Source organism: Streptomyces sp. NPDC012508 (assembly GCF_042902595.1).
Lineage (GTDB): Bacteria > Actinomycetota > Actinomycetes > Streptomycetales > Streptomycetaceae > Streptomyces.
The window spans coordinates 530987-546997 of the sequence record NZ_JBIBEO010000004.1 but is presented as its reverse complement, the minus strand read 5'-3'; the positions used below and the strand labels follow the sequence as shown (position 1 = coordinate 546997).

Sequence of the window (16011 nt, the reverse complement as noted above, 5' to 3'; positions counted from 1 at the left end):
GCGGGACTTCGCGTACGTCCGTGGTCCTCGTCCGAGCGTCGCGTGCGCACGTACTCCGCGACTACGCGTCGCGCAGGTCCGCGCCCCGCGTTCTCGGAAGGCTCGTGACCGGAGCCCCGGTCACCCCACCGCCGCGTACGCCTCGTACGTCGCGTCGTCCTCGATCGCCACGGGCAGCAGGCCCGCTCCCCGCTCGTACTCCGTGCGCGCGGTCTCCAGCAGGCGCCGCCACGAGCTGACGGTCGGCCGCCGGCGCAGCAGGGCACGGCGCTCGCGCTCCGTCATGCCGCCCCACACGCCGAACTCCACGCGGTTGTCGAGCGCGTCAGCCAGGCACTCGGTCCGCACCGGACACCCGGTGCACACCGCCTTCGCCCTGTTCTGCGCCGCTCCCTGAACGAACAGTTCATCCGGATCGGTAGTGCGGCAGGCCGCCTGCGCACTCCAGTCAGCTACCCAGCCCATACCGGCGCCGTCCTCTCCCGAATCGAGGCTCCCCCACGGCGGTAGCGGCATATTCACCGCTGCCAGTTGGTGACGTTACGGAAGGTGGGCACAGCGCAACACCCCCTTCGGGCCCAATCTTGAATGGCCCGAACGGACTATGCGTACGCGGCAGATCACCCAGGGGAGTGACCGATGGACATGCGTGTCGAAACCGGCGAACCGGTACAGTTCGCCCGGCTGGGACGGAGTCACATGGGGCGTCGAGTGACGCACGGGGCGGAATCGGGCATGACTTCCCCAGGTTCGGGTCCAAGGGAATTCCTGCCGATGTCACGCCCGGGCTGTGATGCGGAACCACCCTGCTGTGACAGTTGAGAGCAGCTTAGGCCAAGGCATATACGTGTGTCCGGCGAATGGAGACGTAGGCCCCCGGCCTGCCGATGACACGGCGCAGGTGCTCCTCGCCCCCGCGACGCACGGGCTTCCGCTCCGCGACGCGCCGTACTCACGCGCACCGCGCGGATGTCACGGTCTGGTACGGGAACGCTCCGAGACGCCCCCGCTCCTGCGGAACGCCGGGCACTACGGATTAGGCTGCCCCCTATGGCAAAGAAGCGCTCGGGCGGAGGTCTGACCGGGACCCAGCAGGCCGCCAAGTTCCTCGGTGTCAGCGTGCTCTCCGGAGCCGTGCTGGCGGGCATCGCCCTGCCCGCGGCCGGAGCACTGGGGCTCGCGGCGAAGGGCACGGTCGAGGGGTTCGACGAGATCCCCTCCAACCTGAAGACCCCGCCGCTGAGTCAGCGCACCACGATCCTCGACTCGGAGGGCGGCACTCTCGCCACCGTGTACTCGCGCGACCGGAAGGTCGTGCCGCTGGAGAAGATCTCTCCGTACATGCAGAAGGCGATCGTCGCGATCGAGGACTCGCGCTTCTACGAGCACGGGGCGATCGACCTCAAGGGCGTGCTGCGCGCGATCAACCGCAACGCCCAGTCGGGCGGCGTGTCCCAGGGCGCGTCCACGCTCACCCAGCAGTACGTGAAGAACGTCTTCGTCGAGGAGGCCGGTGACGACCCCGAGAAGGTCGCCCAGGCCACCCAGCAGACCATCGGCCGCAAGGTGCGCGAACTGAAGTACGCGATCCAGGTCGAGGAGGAGCTGGGGAAGAAGAAGATCCTCGAGAACTACCTCAACATCACCTTCTTCGGCCAGCAGGCCTACGGCATCGAGGCGGCGTCCCAGCGCTACTTCTCCAAGCACGCCGCCGACCTCAAGGTGGAGGAGGCCGCGATGCTGGCCGGCCTCGTCCAGTCGCCGAGCCGCTACGACCCGGTCAACGACCTTCAGGAAGCCACCAAGCGCCGCAACGTGGTGCTCCAGCGGATGGCCGACGTGAAGGACATCAGCCAGGCGGAGGCGGACCGGGCGAAGGCCGCGCCGATCAAGCTGAAGGTGAAGTCCCCGAAGAACGGCTGCATCACCGCCGTCGACGGCGCCGGCTTCTTCTGCGACTACGTGCGCAAGACGATCCTCAGCGACCCGGTCTTCGGCAAGACGGTCGGGGAGCGGCAGAAGCTGTGGAACCTCGGCGGTCTGACCATCCGGACCACGCTCGACCCGCGTGCCCAGGAGGCGGCCAACGAGGCGGCCGTCGCGAAGATCAACGAGGACGACAAGGTCGCCGCCTCGGTCGTCCAGGTCCAGCCGGGCAGCGGCAAGATCCTCTCGATGGGGCAGTCGCGCCCGTACGGCCTCGACCAGAAGCAGCACCAGACCACGCTCAACCTGGCCGTCGGCAGCAAGATGGGCGGCACGACCTACGGCTTCCAGGTCGGCTCGACGTTCAAGCCGATCACGGCCGCCGCGGCCCTGGAGAAGGGGCTGAGCCCGGCGCAGAGCTTCTCCTCCGGGTACGAGATCCAGGTACCGGAGAACTCCTTCACGCGGTGCGACGGCAAGCCGGCGGGCTACGCCCAGTGGAAGGTCGGCAACGAGCTCAAGTCCGAGACCGGCACCTGGGACATGACGAGCGCGCTCGGCAAGTCCATCAACACCTACTTCGCCAAGCTGGAGCAGATGGCCGGCCTGTGCGAGACGGTCACGATGGCGAAGAAGGTCGGGTACGAGCGGGAGCTGGGCAAGAAGGTCAAGGAGAGCCCCTCGATCACGCTCGGCGCGATCGAGGCCACGCCGCTCGACATGGCGGCGGTCTACGCGACCTTCGCCAACCGCGGCACGTACTGCACCCCGATCGCCATCGAGTCGATCAAGACCGCCAACGGCGAGAAGCTGAAGGTGCCCCGGACCGAGTGCTCGCGGGCGATGAGCGAGCGCACGGCCGACACGATCAACCAGATGCTGAAGGGCGTCGTCGAGGACGGCACCGGTACGAAGGCGGGTCTGAGCGACCGCGACAACGCCGGCAAGACGGGTACGACGAACGACCGCAAGGACGCCTGGTTCGTCGGGTACACCCCGAACCTGTCCACGGCCGTCTGGGTCGGTGACGACGTCGGCGAGAAGCAGTCGATGTTCGACATCACCATCGGCGGCCAGTACTACGACAAGGTCTGCGGTGGCTGCCTCCCCGGTCCGATCTGGAAGATCGCGATGACCGGGGCGCTGAACGCCTCCGAGACGCCGTCCTTCGCCCCCATCTCCGTACCGCGTGGCGAGAAGCCCGAGGACAAGGAGAAGGACAGGGACAAGCCCAAGCCGGGTGACGACGAGAAGCCCGGGCGTGACAAGCCCGGCTTCCCGGAGATCACCATCCCGCCGGACCTGATCGGCGGCGGCAACGGCCGGGGCGGCAACGGCAACGGCGGTGGCAACGGCCCGTAGGGCGGCCGGCAGGACATGACGGAGGGCGCCTCCCCGGTGCGGGGAGGCGCCGTCGGCCGTTCTTCGTCCTCAGCGGTTCCGTACGGACGGCAGTGGACGAGCCTGTGTCCGTACGGGAGGTCGGCCCGTGAGGTCAGCCCGCGAGGAGCTTCTTCACGACGGCCGCGACACGCCCGCCCTCGGCCCTGCCCGCGACCTTCGGGTTCACGATCTTCATGACGGCGCCCATCGCGCGCGGGCCCTCGGCCCCGGCGCCCGCCGCCTCGGCGACCGCCGCGGCGACGATCTGCTCCAGCTCGTCGTCGCCGAGCTGCTGCGGCAGGTACGCGTCGAGGATCACGCCCTCCGCCTTCTCGCGCTCGGCCGACTCGGCACGACCGCCCTGGGCGAAGGCCTCGGCGGCCTCGCGGCGCTTCTTCGCCTCCTTGGCGATCACCTTCTGCACCTCGTCGTCGGAGAGCTCGCGCTTGGTCGTGCCCGAGACCTCCTCCTTGGTGATCGCGGTGAGGGTGAGACGCAGCGTCGAGGAGCGCAGCTCGTCGCGCTCCTTGATGGCGGCGTTGAGGTCGTCCTGAAGCTTGGCCTTGAGCGTGGTCATGTCCCAAGTGTGTCAGGTGCCGTGCTCCACCCGCCCGCGCATTTCCGCTCATCGGGTCTGCGACGATGGGGGGATGCGCGCACGGTACGGGATCCCCCTGAAGATCACGGCAGGTCTCACGGCGACGGCCGCGGCCGGACTCGTCTATGCGGCGGGCTTCGAAGCCCGCTCGTTCCGGCTGCGCCGGGTGACGATCCCGGTGCTCCCGCGCGGGATGCGGGATCTGCGGGTCCTTCAGGTCTCCGACATCCACATGGTGTGCGGCCAGCACAAGAAGCGGAAGTGGCTGCAGTCGCTGGCGGGCCTGCGCCCGGACTTCGTCGTCAACACCGGCGACAACCTCTCGGACACGGAGGCGGTCCCGGAGGTCCTGGACGCGCTCGGGCCGCTGATGGACTTCCCGGGGGTGTACGTCTTCGGCTCAAACGACTACTACGGACCGCGGCTGCGCAACCCCGCCCGATACCTCCTGGAGAAGGCCCAGGGACGCCACGGCCTCAACGGCAACAAGCCGGTGGTGGGCGCGGTGCACAACCCGTGGGAAGGGCTGCGGGACGCCTTCGACGAGGCGGGCTGGGTGAACCTGACCAACACCCGCGGCCGGCTGAAGCTGCCCGACCTGAACCTGGCCTTCACCGGCCTGGACGACCCGCACATCAAGCGGGACCGCTACGAGCGGGTCGCCGGCGGCCCGGACCTGACGGCGGACTTCTCGATGGCCGTGGTGCACGCCCCGTACCTGCGGACGCTCGACGCGTTCACGGCGGACGACTACGGGCTGATCCTGGCGGGCCACACGCACGGCGGCCAGCTGTGCGTCCCCTTCTACGGCGCGCTGGTGACCAACTGCGACCTGGACACGGACCGGGTGAAGGGCCTGTCCACCCACACGGTGGAGGGCCGGACCTCGTTCCTGCACGTCTCGGCGGGCTGCGGCACGAACCGCTTCACCCCGGTCCGCTTCGCCTGCCCCCCGGAGGCGACCCTGCTGACCTTGACCGCCCGCGACTGACGGCCCCGGGCACCCCGTCCGACCTGCGGCGAGGGGCCGCGAAAACCGGATTTCGTCTCAGGGCGCGGGTGGGCTAAAGTAATCGATGTCGCCGCGACGTGAAGAACAGAGCAGTGACATCGGGGTGTAGCGCAGCTTGGCAGCGCGCTTCGTTCGGGACGAAGAGGTCGTGGGTTCAAATCCCGCCACCCCGACAGCTGAAACACCAGGTCAGGGGCCTGATCCGCGAGAGCGGGTCAGGCCCCTGAGTGGTTTCCGGGGACCTTGGGGGCCGTCTGGCGCACGAGGCTTTGACGTGTCCACTGTCGGTGACTTTCCCCGGGGCGGGCGGTGCCCGTGGGGACAGGGCGCGTGTGGGAAGTCGATCAAGCGGCTCTACCCTGATATCCGCATCGGTGCCGGACGGCGGAGTACGGCGACGCGTGCTTCCTCTCAGGTTGTCGACCGTCGAAAGGCTGGGTCTCAGGTGCTGGTCGCGGACCGATATCGGCTCCACATGTGTGTCGGACGTGGCGGCATGGGCGAGGTGTGGCAGGCCACCGACGAGGTGCTCGGGCGGTCCGTCGCGGTCAAGTTGATGCTGGGTCACGAGACCGATCCCTCCGCGGCCGACCGGTTCCGGCTGGAGGCGCAGACCGCAGCACGGCTGAGCCATCCGCATGTCGTCGGGGTCTTCGACTTCGGCACGTGGGACGGAAAGCTGTTCCTCGTCATGGAGTTGGTCGAAGGATCGAGCCTCGCCCCCGACCCCGGGGCGCCGCCCCTGGTGCTGCCGGCGGAGCGCGTGGCCGTCGTGGCCGCCCATGCCGCCGCCGGACTCGCCGCCGCGCATCGGGAGGGTGTGGTGCACCGGGACATCAAGCCCGGGAACCTGCTGCTCGACGGGGACGGGACCGTGAAGCTGGCCGACTTCGGGATCGCCCGGTTCGTCGACGACCCGTCCGCCGCGCTCACGACCACGGGCCAGATCGTCGGCACCGGCCTCTACCTCGCCCCCGAGCGGGCCCTCGGACGGCCGGCCTCGCCCGCGTCCGACGTGTACTCGCTCGGCTGCGTGCTGTACCAACTGCTCACCGGACGGCCCCCGTTCCAGGGCGACACCGCCACGGCCCTGCTGTACCAGCACATCGACACACCGCCCGCGCCGCCCCGGCAGCTCGGGGTGGGGCTGCCCGCCGCGTTCGAGGCGTACCTCCTCACGCTGCTGGCGAAGGAGCCGGAGCAGAGACCCCCAGCCCAGGCGATCTCCGACTGGTTCACCTCGGGCGCGTGGCGCGAGCACCCGCAGCCGCCGCACCGGCCCGTACCCCGCGCGTCGCCCCCGCACCGGTCCCAGCCGAGGTCCCAGCCCCGATCTCAGCCGAGGTCCCAGCCCGGATCTCAGCCGAGCTCCCAGCCCCGATCGCAGCAGCGGCCCCCTCAGTCCCGGACGCGGGCCGCCGCGCCCCGTCGGCAGGCGCGCCGTGGCGAGAGCGGCCTCGCCGCCCTTTCCCGGCGGCGTCCCAGGAAGACCGCCGCCGTGGCGGGCGGCATAGCCTTCGTCGTCTTCCTGCTGATCGGCATGGCCTGGCTGTCGTGAGCCGAGCGTGGCGCGGAGGCTCCACGGTCGCGCCGTGACCCGAACGGGGTCCCCCGGGTGGCCCTGTGTCTCCCGGTCCGGTCCCCTGGTGACATGCACCCCCTTCGGACAGTCGCCGAGGCGGCGGCCACCGTTCCCCCCGAAGTCGTCTCCGACTCCGGCCCGTCCCTGCTGGCCCTGGGCCTCGGCGGCGCGGCCGTCGCGGGCGCGGTCGTCACCGCCGTCGTCCGCAGCCGGCTGTCGAAGACGCTCGGTGGATCGCCCACGCGGGCAACCCGGGCAGGGTCGGCATCGGACAGCTCCCAAGGCTGAAACCGCTGGACCGGACGGGGTGTCAGAGTCTCTCGCCGGGCAGGGGGTTGTGGGTCACCGTCACGCCCTCGTCCCCGGGACCCCCGTTCTCGCGGAATCCACGGACAATGACGGTATGGAGTTCGCCGTGTTCGTGACGCTGCCCGGGCTGGTCATCCTGCTGACCGTCGTCGCCTTCGCCGACCAGATCCTGCGCGCGACCGGGCGCGGCCGGCGCACGGGGCAGGTGTCGTCGACCGGGTTCGAGCAGCTCCACGCCACGTTCTCGCAGGGCAAGCAGAACGAGCTCAAGGAGCGCCGGAGCGCCCTCGTCCTGCGGGACGACGAGGAGGACGGCGCCCCTCCGCACCGCTCGACGGTGGATCTGGCGGGCGGGCGCGCGGTGATCCGTATCGACGGGGTCCGCGGCCGATAGCGCCCGAAGTTATCCACAGGCTGCGGACGAGGCGAACGGATTGTCGGCGGATCGGAGCATGATGGGGGCCATGACCGAGAGCAACGAGATCACCGGCACCTCCGACATCCCCGCGTGGGAGCAGCGGTTCAGGGCCGCGCGTGTGTCCCTCCCCGAGTGGGCCGAGGAGGCGCCCGACCGTTCCCTGTTCGTCTCCAACGCGACGGGGACGTACGAGCTGTACGCCTGGGACCGGGAGAGCGGAGCGCAGCGGCAGGTCACGGACCGGCCGAACGGGACGACGGACGGCACGCTGTCCCCGGACGGCCGGTGGATCTGGTGGTTCTCGGACAAGGACGGGGACGAGTTCGGGGTGTGGATGCGCCAGCCCTTCGGCGGCGGCGCGGACGAGCCCGCCGTCCCCGGGCTCGCGGCCTCGTATCCGGCGGGGCTCGCGATCGGCCGTGAGGGCACGGTGGTCGTCGGCCGCTCCACGGACGAGGAGGGCTCGACGATCCATCTCGTACGGGGCGGGGCGGCGCCCGTCGAGATCTACCGGCACCGGGAGTCGGCCGGGGTGGGCGACCTGTCGCACGACGGCTCGCTGATCGCTGTCGAGCACACCGAGCACGGCGACGCCATGCACTCGGCCCTGCGGGTCCTGCGTGCCGAGGACTCCTCGGTGGTCGCCGAGCTGGACGACTCCAAGGGCGGCACGAAGGAGCTGGGCCTCGCGGTCCTGGGCTTCGCGCCGGTGGACGGGGACACCCGGCTGCTCGTCGGGCACCAGCGGCGGGGCCGCTGGGAGCCGCTGCTGTGGGACGTGGCGACGGGCCAGGAGACGGATCTCCGGCTGGAGCTCCCGGGCGACGTCTCGGCGGAGTGGTACGCGGACGGCACGGGCCTGCTGATCGTGCACAGCTTCGAGGCGCGCAGTGAGCTGTGGCGGTACGACATCGCGACGGGCGCGCTGGTACGGGTCGAGACTCCCGCCGGGTCCGTGTCGGAGGCCACGACCCGCCCCGACGGCAGCGTGGAGTTCCTGTGGTCGTCGGCCGCCGAGCCGCCGCAGGTGCGCTCGACGGACGGCGGGGTCGTCCTCGACCCGCCCGGCCTGCGGGCGCCCGGGTCGGTGCCGGTGGAGGACGTCTGGGTGGAGGGCCCGGGCGGCCGTATCCACGCCCTGGTCCAGCGGCCGGCGGAGGGCGAGGGGCCCTTCCCGACCATCTTCGAGGTGCACGGCGGGCCGGCCTGGCACGACAGCGACGCCTTCGCCTCGGGCCCGGCGGCCTGGCTCGACCACGGATACGCGGTGGTCCGGGTCAACTACCGGGGTTCGACCGGGTACGGCCGGGAGTGGACGGACGCGCTCAAGCACCGGGTGGGCCTGATCGAGCTGGAGGACATCGCCGCGGTCCGTGAGTGGGCGGTCGCCTCCGGTCTCGCCGACCCGGCCAAGCTGGTCCTGTCCGGCGGCTCGTGGGGCGGCTATCTGACGCTGCTCGGGCTGGGCACGCAGCCGGACGCCTGGTCTCTCGGGCTCGCCGCCGTCCCCGTCGCGGACTACGTGACGGCGTACGAGGACGAGATGGAGGCCCTGAAGGCGTTGGACCGGACGCTCTTCGGCGGCTCGCCGGAGGAGGTGCCGGACCGGTTCGAGGCCTCGTCCCCGCTGACGTACGTCGACCGGGTCACGGCCCCGGTGTACATCTCGGCGGGCGTCAACGATCCGCGCTGCCCGATCCGCCAGATCGACAACTACGTGGACCGGCTGGGCGCCCGGGGCGCGGTCCACGAGGTGTACCGGTACGACGCGGGGCACGGCTCCCTGGTGGTGGAGGAGCGGATCAAGCAGGTCCGCCTGGAGCTCGCCTTCGCCGCGCGTCACCTGGGGACCCGGCCGGTCAGGGGGTGAGGCGGCTGCGTACCGTGGAGGGGTGTACCGGTTCCTGAAAACGCCCCGCTGGTGGGGGATCAACGTCTTCGTCCTGTTGGCGATCCCGTTCTGCCTCTTCATGGGGACCTGGCAGATGGGCAAGTTCGAGGACCGCGTCGACTCCCACCGGGAGGCGGAGCAGGCCCCGGACCCGGGCACGCTGAAGGCCGAACCGCTGGACGCGCTGCTGCCGGTGGACAAGGAGACCTCGGGCCGGCCCGCGGAGGCGAGCGGGCGGTACGGGGAGCAGTTCCTGGTGCCGGACCGTGAGCTGGAGGGCCGTACCGGCGCGTACGTCCTGACGCTGCTGAAGACGGACGACGGCAAGTCGCTCCCGGTCGTACGGGGCTGGCTGCCGGCCGGCGCGAAGGCGCCGGCCCCGCCGTCGGGCCAGGTCACCGTGGTGGGCGCCCTCCAGGCGTCCGAGAACACGGGCACGAAGGGCGTCCACGCGGCGGGCGGGCTCCCGGACGGCCAGCTCGGCATGATCAGCGCGGGGTCGCTGGTCAATCTGGTCCCCGACGAGATCTACGACGCGTGGATCACGCTCACGGACTCCCCCGCCGGGCTGACGCCGGTCCCGGCGGCGGCCGCGGCGGGCACGTCGCTGGACCTGAAGGCGTTCCAGAACCTCGGCTACACGGCGGAGTGGTTCGTCTTCGCGGGCTTCGTCGTCTTCATGTGGTTCCGCCTCCTGCGCCGCGAGGTGGAAGCCCACCGCGACGCGGCGCTGGGGCTCGGGCTGTAGGAGCCTCGGCCTGGCCGGTCCCCGGCGTCGCCTGAGCCCAGCAGGCCTGTGCCTGGGCCCGGGACTGTAGGAGCCTAGGCCTCGACATGAGCCTGACTCTGCCCCGGCCTGCTGCTGGGCCCCGCCTGGGGCCTGCGCCTAGGCCTCGACATGAGCCTGTGCCTGCGCCTGGGCCCGGCCTGCGCCTGAGTCTGGGCCTGGCCCCGAGCCGCGACGCGCGCGGATCCCGCCGGTCCGCTCGGGGCCGGGGCGGTCCCGAGCGGCCATGCCCCGACCGCCCGTGCCCCCGGAGGGGGGCTAGGACGCGTCCAGCACGCCCGTGCGGTAGATGGTGCCCGCACATGCGTTGGGGATCGTCGTGGCCGCCTGAGGGCCACCGGGCTCGGCCGTGTGGCTGACCGCGATGCTCCCGTCGGCGGGCGTCCCGTCCAGGACGAACTGAGGGGCCGCGCCCTCGACCGTCTCACCGTTGCCGGTCGAGCCCGAGGCTCCCGAGGTCGCGCCCTCGCCGTCCTTCGTCGGGCTCGGGGTCGGGTCCTCGCTCGGCGTCGGGTCCACGCTCGGGGTCGGCTCGGGGTCCGGAGGCGTACCGGTGGTCGGGCACGTCTCCGCGGGGACCCAGGCGAACTTCACCTCGTACGCGTTGTCCGGCCGCAGGAGCAGGGTGGTCGACTCCTGCGAGGGGTCGGGCAGCCCGCTCGCCGCGTCCCCGGGGGTGTGCGCGACGACCGAGATCCTGGCCGGGTCCGCCGCCCCGAGGGCCTGGAAGCCGATGCTGCCGTCGCCGCTCACCACGCACTCCGTGCCGGAGACGTTGGCGACGCGGAACGTGCCGTAGACCTTCCCCTCGGCGTCCGGCCCGCCCGCCTGCACCGAGCTGATGGCCAGCTGCGCGGCATCGCACGCCGGCGAGGAGCCCGACGGAGGCTTCGAGCCGCCGCCCCCGGTCCCGTTCGTGGAGTCCTCGGAGGCCCCGCCCTCGGCACCCTGACTCGGCGTGGCAGCACCGGGTGGCTTACCGCCGCCGTTCCCGCCGGTCTCGACACCGGTCTCGGAGCCCGTGCCGCCCTGCGCCTGTTCGCCGTGGCCGGCGTTCACGGCCTGGTCGGCGGTGATGCCGCCGGAGTTGGCGACGTGGACGAAGGCGGGGACGGCGGTGCCGAGCAGAACGGCGGCCGCGGCGAAGCCGACGACAGCCTGGCGCTTGCGGGTGCGCCGCGCGGGCACGGCACGGCGCAGGTGGTCGAGGGCGCCGTCGGTGGGCTGGAGGTCGGCCACGGCGCCGTGGAGCAGCCTCCGCAGCGCCAGTTCGTCGCCTTCGAAGAGGTCGTCGTGGCCGTCGGCCCGCTCGTTGTCCGGCCCGTCGTTCACAATCCCGTGTCCCATGTCGTCGCGGTCACCGCCGGGCAGCCCACTCGTACCGCCGCTGTTCGCATCGCCGGAACCAGTACCGCCGGAACCCTTGCCGCCGGAACCCGTACCGCCCGAACCCGTACCGTCCCGCCTCGTGTCGTCGGAGCTCATGCCGTCGCCTCCATAGCGACGCGCAGCGCCGCGATGCCACGCGAGCCGTACGCCTTCACCGATCCCAGGGATATGCCGAGCGTCTCGGCCACCTGGGCCTCCGTCATGTCCGCGAAATATCGCAGGACCAGCACCTCGCGCTGACGCCGCTGCAGCCCGCGCATCGCCTTGATGAGCGCGTCCCGCTCCAGCTGGTCGTACGCGCCCTCCTCTGCGCTCGCCATGTCCGGCATCGGCTTCGACAGCAGCTTGAGGCCGAGGATGCGGCGGCGAAGCGCGGAGCGCGAGAGGTTGACGACGGTCTGGCGCAGATAGGCCAGGGTCTTCTCCGGGTCCCGCACCCGTTTGCGCGCGGAGTGGACGCGGATGAACGCCTCCTGGACCACGTCCTCGCAGGAGGCCGTGTCGTCGAGGAGGAGCGCGGCGAGACCGAGCAGCGAGCGGTAGTGCGCTCGGTAGGTCTCGGTCAGATGGTCGACTGAGGTGCCCGCGGACACGGTGCCTTCAGTGCTCTCGCGGGGCGAGGGGATGCCGGACACGCCGGACGTCCGGGTCCCTGCGGGCATGGGGGCGATCACCGGCATGCCGCCGGCCGGACGCGGTCGCCTGAGCGGGCGCACCACGGAGCCCGCTGTGCCGCGTACGGGAACGGTGAGTGTCCCGCGCGCGGGGACCACTGCCGTGCCGCGGAGCGGGACGACGGCTGCGATGTCGAGTACCTCTGCCACGCCTGTTGGACACGCTTCCCCCCGTCAGGGTTGTACGCGTACGCCACCGTTTTTGACGGTGCACCAATGACCCTCATGCGTACCCGTTCTTCCCCAATGCCCCGTTTTCACAGCACGTTTTGCGACACACCACATGGGTGCGCACAGAGACGCCTCCCACCCAACTACCGGTTGCAGTAAGGGGTGAAGAGCATCGTCGGACATGCCGTCACCCCAGTTCAAGGGGCATCTGACGCCGATTTGCTCACAGGGCGTTCACGGATCCTACAAAGTCGAACGATCAGTCGTCGTCGATTTCCGGACGCTCTGGGCGAATGATCGACTCCGCAATCTGTACGGCGTTCAGCGCGGCGCCCTTGCGGAGGTTGTCTCCGCACACGAAGAACTCCAGCGCGCGCTCGTCGTCCATCGACCTGCGCACGCGCCCCACCCAGACGGGATCCGTGCCCACGACGTCGGCGGGCGTGGGGAAGTCGCCCGCTGCCGGATCGTCGAAGAGCACCACGCCCGGCGAGGTCGCAAGGATCTCGTGCGCCCGCCCGACGCTCACCGGGCGCTCGAAACGCGCGTGCACGGAGACCGAGTGCGCGGTCACCACCGGGACGCGGACGCAGGTGGCGGCGACGGGCAGCCCGGGAAGGTCGAGGATCTTGCGGGTCTCCTCGCGCAGCCGCAGCTCCTCGGAGGACCAGCCGTCCTCCCGCAGCACCCCCGACCAGGGCAGCACATTGAGCGCGACCGGCCCGGGAAACGGGCCCGTGTCGTCGCCGACGGCCCGCCGTACGTCACCGGGGTGCGTACCGAGCTCGGTCCCGGCCACCATCGACAGCTGCTCGCGCAGGGCGGCGACACCCGCCTGCCCGCCCCCGCTCGCGGCCTGCTGGGCGGTCACCACCAGCTCACCGACCCCGAACTCGGCGTGCAGCGCGCCCACGGCGACGATCAGCGCCAGCGTGGAGCAGCCGGGGCTCGCGACGATGCCCCGGGGCCTTACCCGTACGGCGTGCGGATTGATCTCGGGGACCACCAGCGGCACGTCCGGATCGGCCCGGAACGCCGCCGAGGTGTCCACGACCACCGCGCCCTTGGCGGCTGCGATGGGCGCCCAGCGCGCCGCGATGTCCTCGGGCACCAGGAAGAGGGCGAGGTCGACGCCCTCGAGCACTTCCTCGCTCAGTGCGAGGACCTCGGTCTCCTCGCCGCGTACGGCCAGCTTGCGGCCGGCCGAACGCGGTGAGGCGACGAGTCGGATCTCGCCCCAGACGTCCGCGTGCTGCGTGAGCATCTGGAGCATGACCGCACCGACGGCTCCGGTCGCACCGACGACCGCGAGCGTCGGCTTGGGGGTCATCGTCCGGTGCCTCCGTAGACGACGGCCTCGTCGGAGTCGCTGTCGAGACCGAAGGCGCTGTGCACGGCGCGCACGGCCTCGTTGACGTCGTCGGCGCGGGTGACCACCGAGATGCGGATCTCGGAGGTCGAGATCAGCTCGATGTTCACACCGGCGTCGGACAGCGCCCGGAAGAAGTCGGCGGTGACGCCGGGGTTCGTCTTCATACCGGCGCCGACCAGGGAGATCTTGCCGATCTGGTCGTCGTAGCGCAGCGATTCGAAGCCGATCGCACCCTTCGCCTTCTCCAGGGCGTCGATGGCCTTGCGGCCCTCGGCCTTGGGGAGGGTGAAGGAGATGTCCGTCAGGCCCGTGGAGGCCGCGGACACGTTCTGCACGATCATGTCGATGTTGATCTCGGCGTCCGCGACGGCGCGGAAGATGGCCGCGGCCTCGCCCGGCTTGTCCGGCACACCGACGACGGTGATCTTCGCCTCGGACGTGTCGTGGGCGACGCCCGAGATGATGGCCTGCTCCACCTTGCGGTCCCCTTGCGGCTCGTTGCTGACCCAGGTGCCCTGCAGCCCCGAGAAGGACGAGCGGACGTGGATCGGGATGTTGTAACGGCGTGCGTACTCGACGCACCGGTGCAGCAGCACCTTGGAGCCGGAGGCGGCGAGCTCCAGCATGTCCTCGAAGGAGATCCAGTCGATCTTCTTCGCCTTCTTCACCACGCGCGGGTCGGCCGTGAAGACGCCGTCGACGTCGGTGTAGATCTCACAGACCTCGGCGTCGAGCGCGGCGGCGAGGGCGACGGCGGTCGTGTCCGAGCCGCCGCGGCCGAGCGTGGTGATGTCCTTCTTGTCCTGGGACACGCCCTGGAAGCCGGCGACGATGGCGATGTTGCCCTCGTCGAGGGCGGTACGGATCCGGCCCGGCGTGACATCGATGATGCGCGCTTTGTTGTGGACCGAGTCGGTGATGACACCGGCCTGGCTGCCCGTGAACGACTGGGCCTCGTGGCCCAGGTTTTTGATCGCCATGGCCAGCAGGGCCATGGAGATCCGCTCTCCGGCGGTCAGCAGCATGTCGAACTCACGCCCGGCAGGGATCGGGGATACCTGCTCGGCGAGATCGATCAACTCGTCCGTCGTGTCGCCCATCGCGGAAACCACGACGACCACCTGGTGGCCGTTCTTCTTGGCGTCCACGATCCGCTTGGCGACGCGCTTGATGCCTTCGGCATCGGCAACGGAGGAGCCTCCGTACTTCTGCACGACAAGGCCCACGTGCGCTCCTCGGTCAGTATCTGCCGCAGTCATTACTGCGGTCGGCTCAGTTTAACGAGCGGTCCGGAATCGCCGACCGTATATCGCATCCTGAGATGTCCCGCTCAGTCAGTGATCACGGCCGGAGGCTCCGGACCGCCCGGTGGGTGTGCCTGCCCGGGAGCGCCGGGGGTACGCGGGTGTGGGCCGAGATGTGCGCGGGCTCACATGTCGGACGCGGCGACGGGACGCCCGGAGGAGGCCGGGTCGAGGGGCCCCGAGGAAGCCCGGTCGAGTGCCCCGGAGGAGGCCGGGTCGAGGGGCCGCTCGCCGGAGTCCGGAACCACGGCGGCGCCCGTCCCGGAGGGCGTCGACGTCCGCCGCGTACGCGACCGGAGCGGGAGCGCGAGCCCCGCCGCGATCAGCAAGGCCCCGGTGACGCTCGCGATCCGGTCGGCCTTCCCCAGGCCGTCGGCGGCGACGACGAGGAAGACCACGATGCCGACCGCGCGGATCCCGGCGCCCGTCCCCGGCGACGCCGACGGGCGTTCCCGGCCGGGCCGGGCGCCGCCGTCGCCGTCAGGTGCCACGGCGCGGGCCTACTTCTTCAGCGTGCCGAGACCCAGCGGGCCCGCGATCTCCTCCGCCATCACGCGCCCCGCCTCCTCGGCGAGGTCGTCCTCCGTCAGGTCCTCGTCCGTGTCGAGGCCGTCCAGGGCGGCGAGGGGCTGGTCGAGCCGGACGTGGGCGACGAGGGACTGCAGCGCCCGCAGGGTCGCCGAGGCCGTCGGTCCCCAGTTGGAGAAGTACGAGAACTGCCACCACCACAGGGCCTCGCTCGTACGCCCCGCCCGGTAGTGGGCCAGTCCGTGCCGCAGGTCGGTCACGATGTCGGCGAGGTTGTCGGAGATCCGGGCCGGTACGGGCGCCTTGCGCGGCTCGTACGGGTCGAAGACCTCCGAGAAGACGTCCACCGGGTCCAGCATCACCGCGAACCGCTCGCGCAGGTCGTCCACGTCCGGCTCAGGACCCGTGTCGGTCTCGTACCGCTCGTCCGGGACGATGTCCTCGTGCGCGCCCAGCCGGCCGCCGGCGAGCAGCAGCTGGGAGATCTCCAGGAGCAGGAAGGGCACCGCACTGTCGGGCTCGTCGCCCTTTGCCACTTCCGTGGTGGCCACGATGAAGGACTCGATCGAGTCGGCGATCTGGACCGCGAAGTCGTCCGGATCCTGCGTGATCGCGTGCAGTGTGGCGTCAGACATCGCGAGTGCCTCCTTCGGGCGCTGGCGCGCGA

Annotated in this window: 15 protein-coding genes and 1 tRNA gene; 8 read left to right on the top strand and 8 right to left on the bottom strand. The window is 71.0% G+C overall.

What is annotated here, in order from left to right:
* Positions 1 to 120: 120 nt before the first annotated feature.
* Positions 121 to 465, bottom strand: coding sequence for a WhiB family transcriptional regulator (locus ACFY8U_RS16860; protein ID WP_389570640.1), 345 nt, complete (start codon positions 463 to 465; stop codon positions 121 to 123).
* Between the two features lie 585 nt (positions 466 to 1050).
* Here ACFY8U_RS16860 and ACFY8U_RS16855 point away from each other — a divergent pair.
* Positions 1051 to 3288: a transglycosylase domain-containing protein gene (locus ACFY8U_RS16855; RefSeq protein WP_389570638.1), complete on the top strand. Its 2238-nt coding sequence runs from the start codon at positions 1051 to 1053 to the stop codon at positions 3286 to 3288.
* A 133-nt stretch (positions 3289 to 3421) separates the two neighbouring features.
* Here ACFY8U_RS16855 and ACFY8U_RS16850 read toward each other — a convergent pair whose 3' ends face one another.
* A complete protein-coding gene (locus ACFY8U_RS16850) occupies positions 3422 to 3886 on the bottom strand; it encodes a GatB/YqeY domain-containing protein (RefSeq protein ID WP_361442053.1) in 465 nt (154 codons plus the stop codon).
* Positions 3887 to 3959: 73 nt separating this feature from the next.
* On the opposite strand from ACFY8U_RS16850, the gene ACFY8U_RS16845 reads away from it, so the two are divergent.
* The 7 genes from ACFY8U_RS16845 (at position 3960) to ACFY8U_RS16815 (ending at position 9867) form a co-directional block, all read left to right on the top strand.
* Complete coding sequence (locus tag ACFY8U_RS16845; RefSeq protein WP_389570635.1) at positions 3960 to 4898, top strand: metallophosphoesterase; 939 nt, start codon at positions 3960 to 3962, stop codon at positions 4896 to 4898.
* A gap of 120 nt (positions 4899 to 5018) precedes the next feature.
* A tRNA-Pro gene (locus tag ACFY8U_RS16840) sits at positions 5019 to 5092 on the top strand.
* A gap of 302 nt (positions 5093 to 5394) precedes the next feature.
* A complete protein-coding gene (locus tag ACFY8U_RS16835; RefSeq protein WP_389570632.1) occupies positions 5395 to 6477 on the top strand; it encodes a protein kinase in 1083 nt (360 codons plus the stop codon).
* A 93-nt stretch (positions 6478 to 6570) separates the two neighbouring features.
* Positions 6571 to 6789, top strand: coding sequence for a hypothetical protein (locus ACFY8U_RS16830; protein WP_361604860.1), 219 nt, complete (start codon positions 6571 to 6573; stop codon positions 6787 to 6789).
* 115 nt (positions 6790 to 6904) lie between these two features.
* Positions 6905 to 7204, top strand: a complete 300-nt coding sequence (locus ACFY8U_RS16825; protein ID WP_389570628.1) for a DUF6191 domain-containing protein — start codon at positions 6905 to 6907, stop codon at positions 7202 to 7204.
* Positions 7205 to 7265: 61 nt separating this feature from the next.
* Positions 7266 to 9098 carry a S9 family peptidase gene (locus tag ACFY8U_RS16820; RefSeq protein WP_389570951.1) on the top strand — a complete coding sequence of 611 codons (1833 nt, stop codon included), beginning with the start codon at positions 7266 to 7268 and terminating at the stop codon, positions 9096 to 9098.
* A gap of 22 nt (positions 9099 to 9120) precedes the next feature.
* Positions 9121 to 9867 carry an SURF1 family protein gene (locus ACFY8U_RS16815; protein ID WP_361442035.1) on the top strand — a complete coding sequence of 249 codons (747 nt, stop codon included), beginning with the start codon at positions 9121 to 9123 and terminating at the stop codon, positions 9865 to 9867.
* Positions 9868 to 10164: 297 nt separating this feature from the next.
* Here ACFY8U_RS16815 and ACFY8U_RS16810 read toward each other — a convergent pair whose 3' ends face one another.
* The 6 genes from ACFY8U_RS16810 to ACFY8U_RS16785 form a co-directional block, all read right to left on the bottom strand.
* Complete coding sequence (locus tag ACFY8U_RS16810; RefSeq protein ID WP_389570625.1) at positions 10165 to 11391, bottom strand: hypothetical protein; 1227 nt, start codon at positions 11389 to 11391, stop codon at positions 10165 to 10167.
* On the bottom strand, positions 11388 to 11975 hold the full coding sequence (locus ACFY8U_RS16805) for a SigE family RNA polymerase sigma factor (RefSeq protein ID WP_361442450.1): 588 nt from the start codon (positions 11973 to 11975) through the stop codon (positions 11388 to 11390). Before ACFY8U_RS16805 ends, ACFY8U_RS16810 begins: the two co-directional genes overlap by 4 nt.
* Positions 11976 to 12399: 424 nt before the next feature.
* On the bottom strand, positions 12400 to 13470 hold the full coding sequence (locus tag ACFY8U_RS16800; RefSeq protein WP_389570622.1) for an aspartate-semialdehyde dehydrogenase: 1071 nt from the start codon (positions 13468 to 13470) through the stop codon (positions 12400 to 12402).
* Positions 13467 to 14738 carry an aspartate kinase gene (locus ACFY8U_RS16795; RefSeq protein ID WP_361442026.1) on the bottom strand — a complete coding sequence of 424 codons (1272 nt, stop codon included), beginning with the start codon at positions 14736 to 14738 and terminating at the stop codon, positions 13467 to 13469. The genes ACFY8U_RS16800 and ACFY8U_RS16795 overlap by 4 nt, the downstream gene beginning before the upstream one ends.
* Before the next feature lie 203 nt (positions 14739 to 14941).
* On the bottom strand, positions 14942 to 15307 hold the full coding sequence (locus ACFY8U_RS16790; protein ID WP_389570619.1) for a hypothetical protein: 366 nt from the start codon (positions 15305 to 15307) through the stop codon (positions 14942 to 14944).
* A gap of 9 nt (positions 15308 to 15316) precedes the next feature.
* On the bottom strand, positions 15317 to 15979 hold the full coding sequence (locus ACFY8U_RS16785) for a DUF5063 domain-containing protein (RefSeq protein ID WP_389570616.1): 663 nt from the start codon (positions 15977 to 15979) through the stop codon (positions 15317 to 15319).
* Positions 15980 to 16011: the final 32 nt, after the last annotated feature.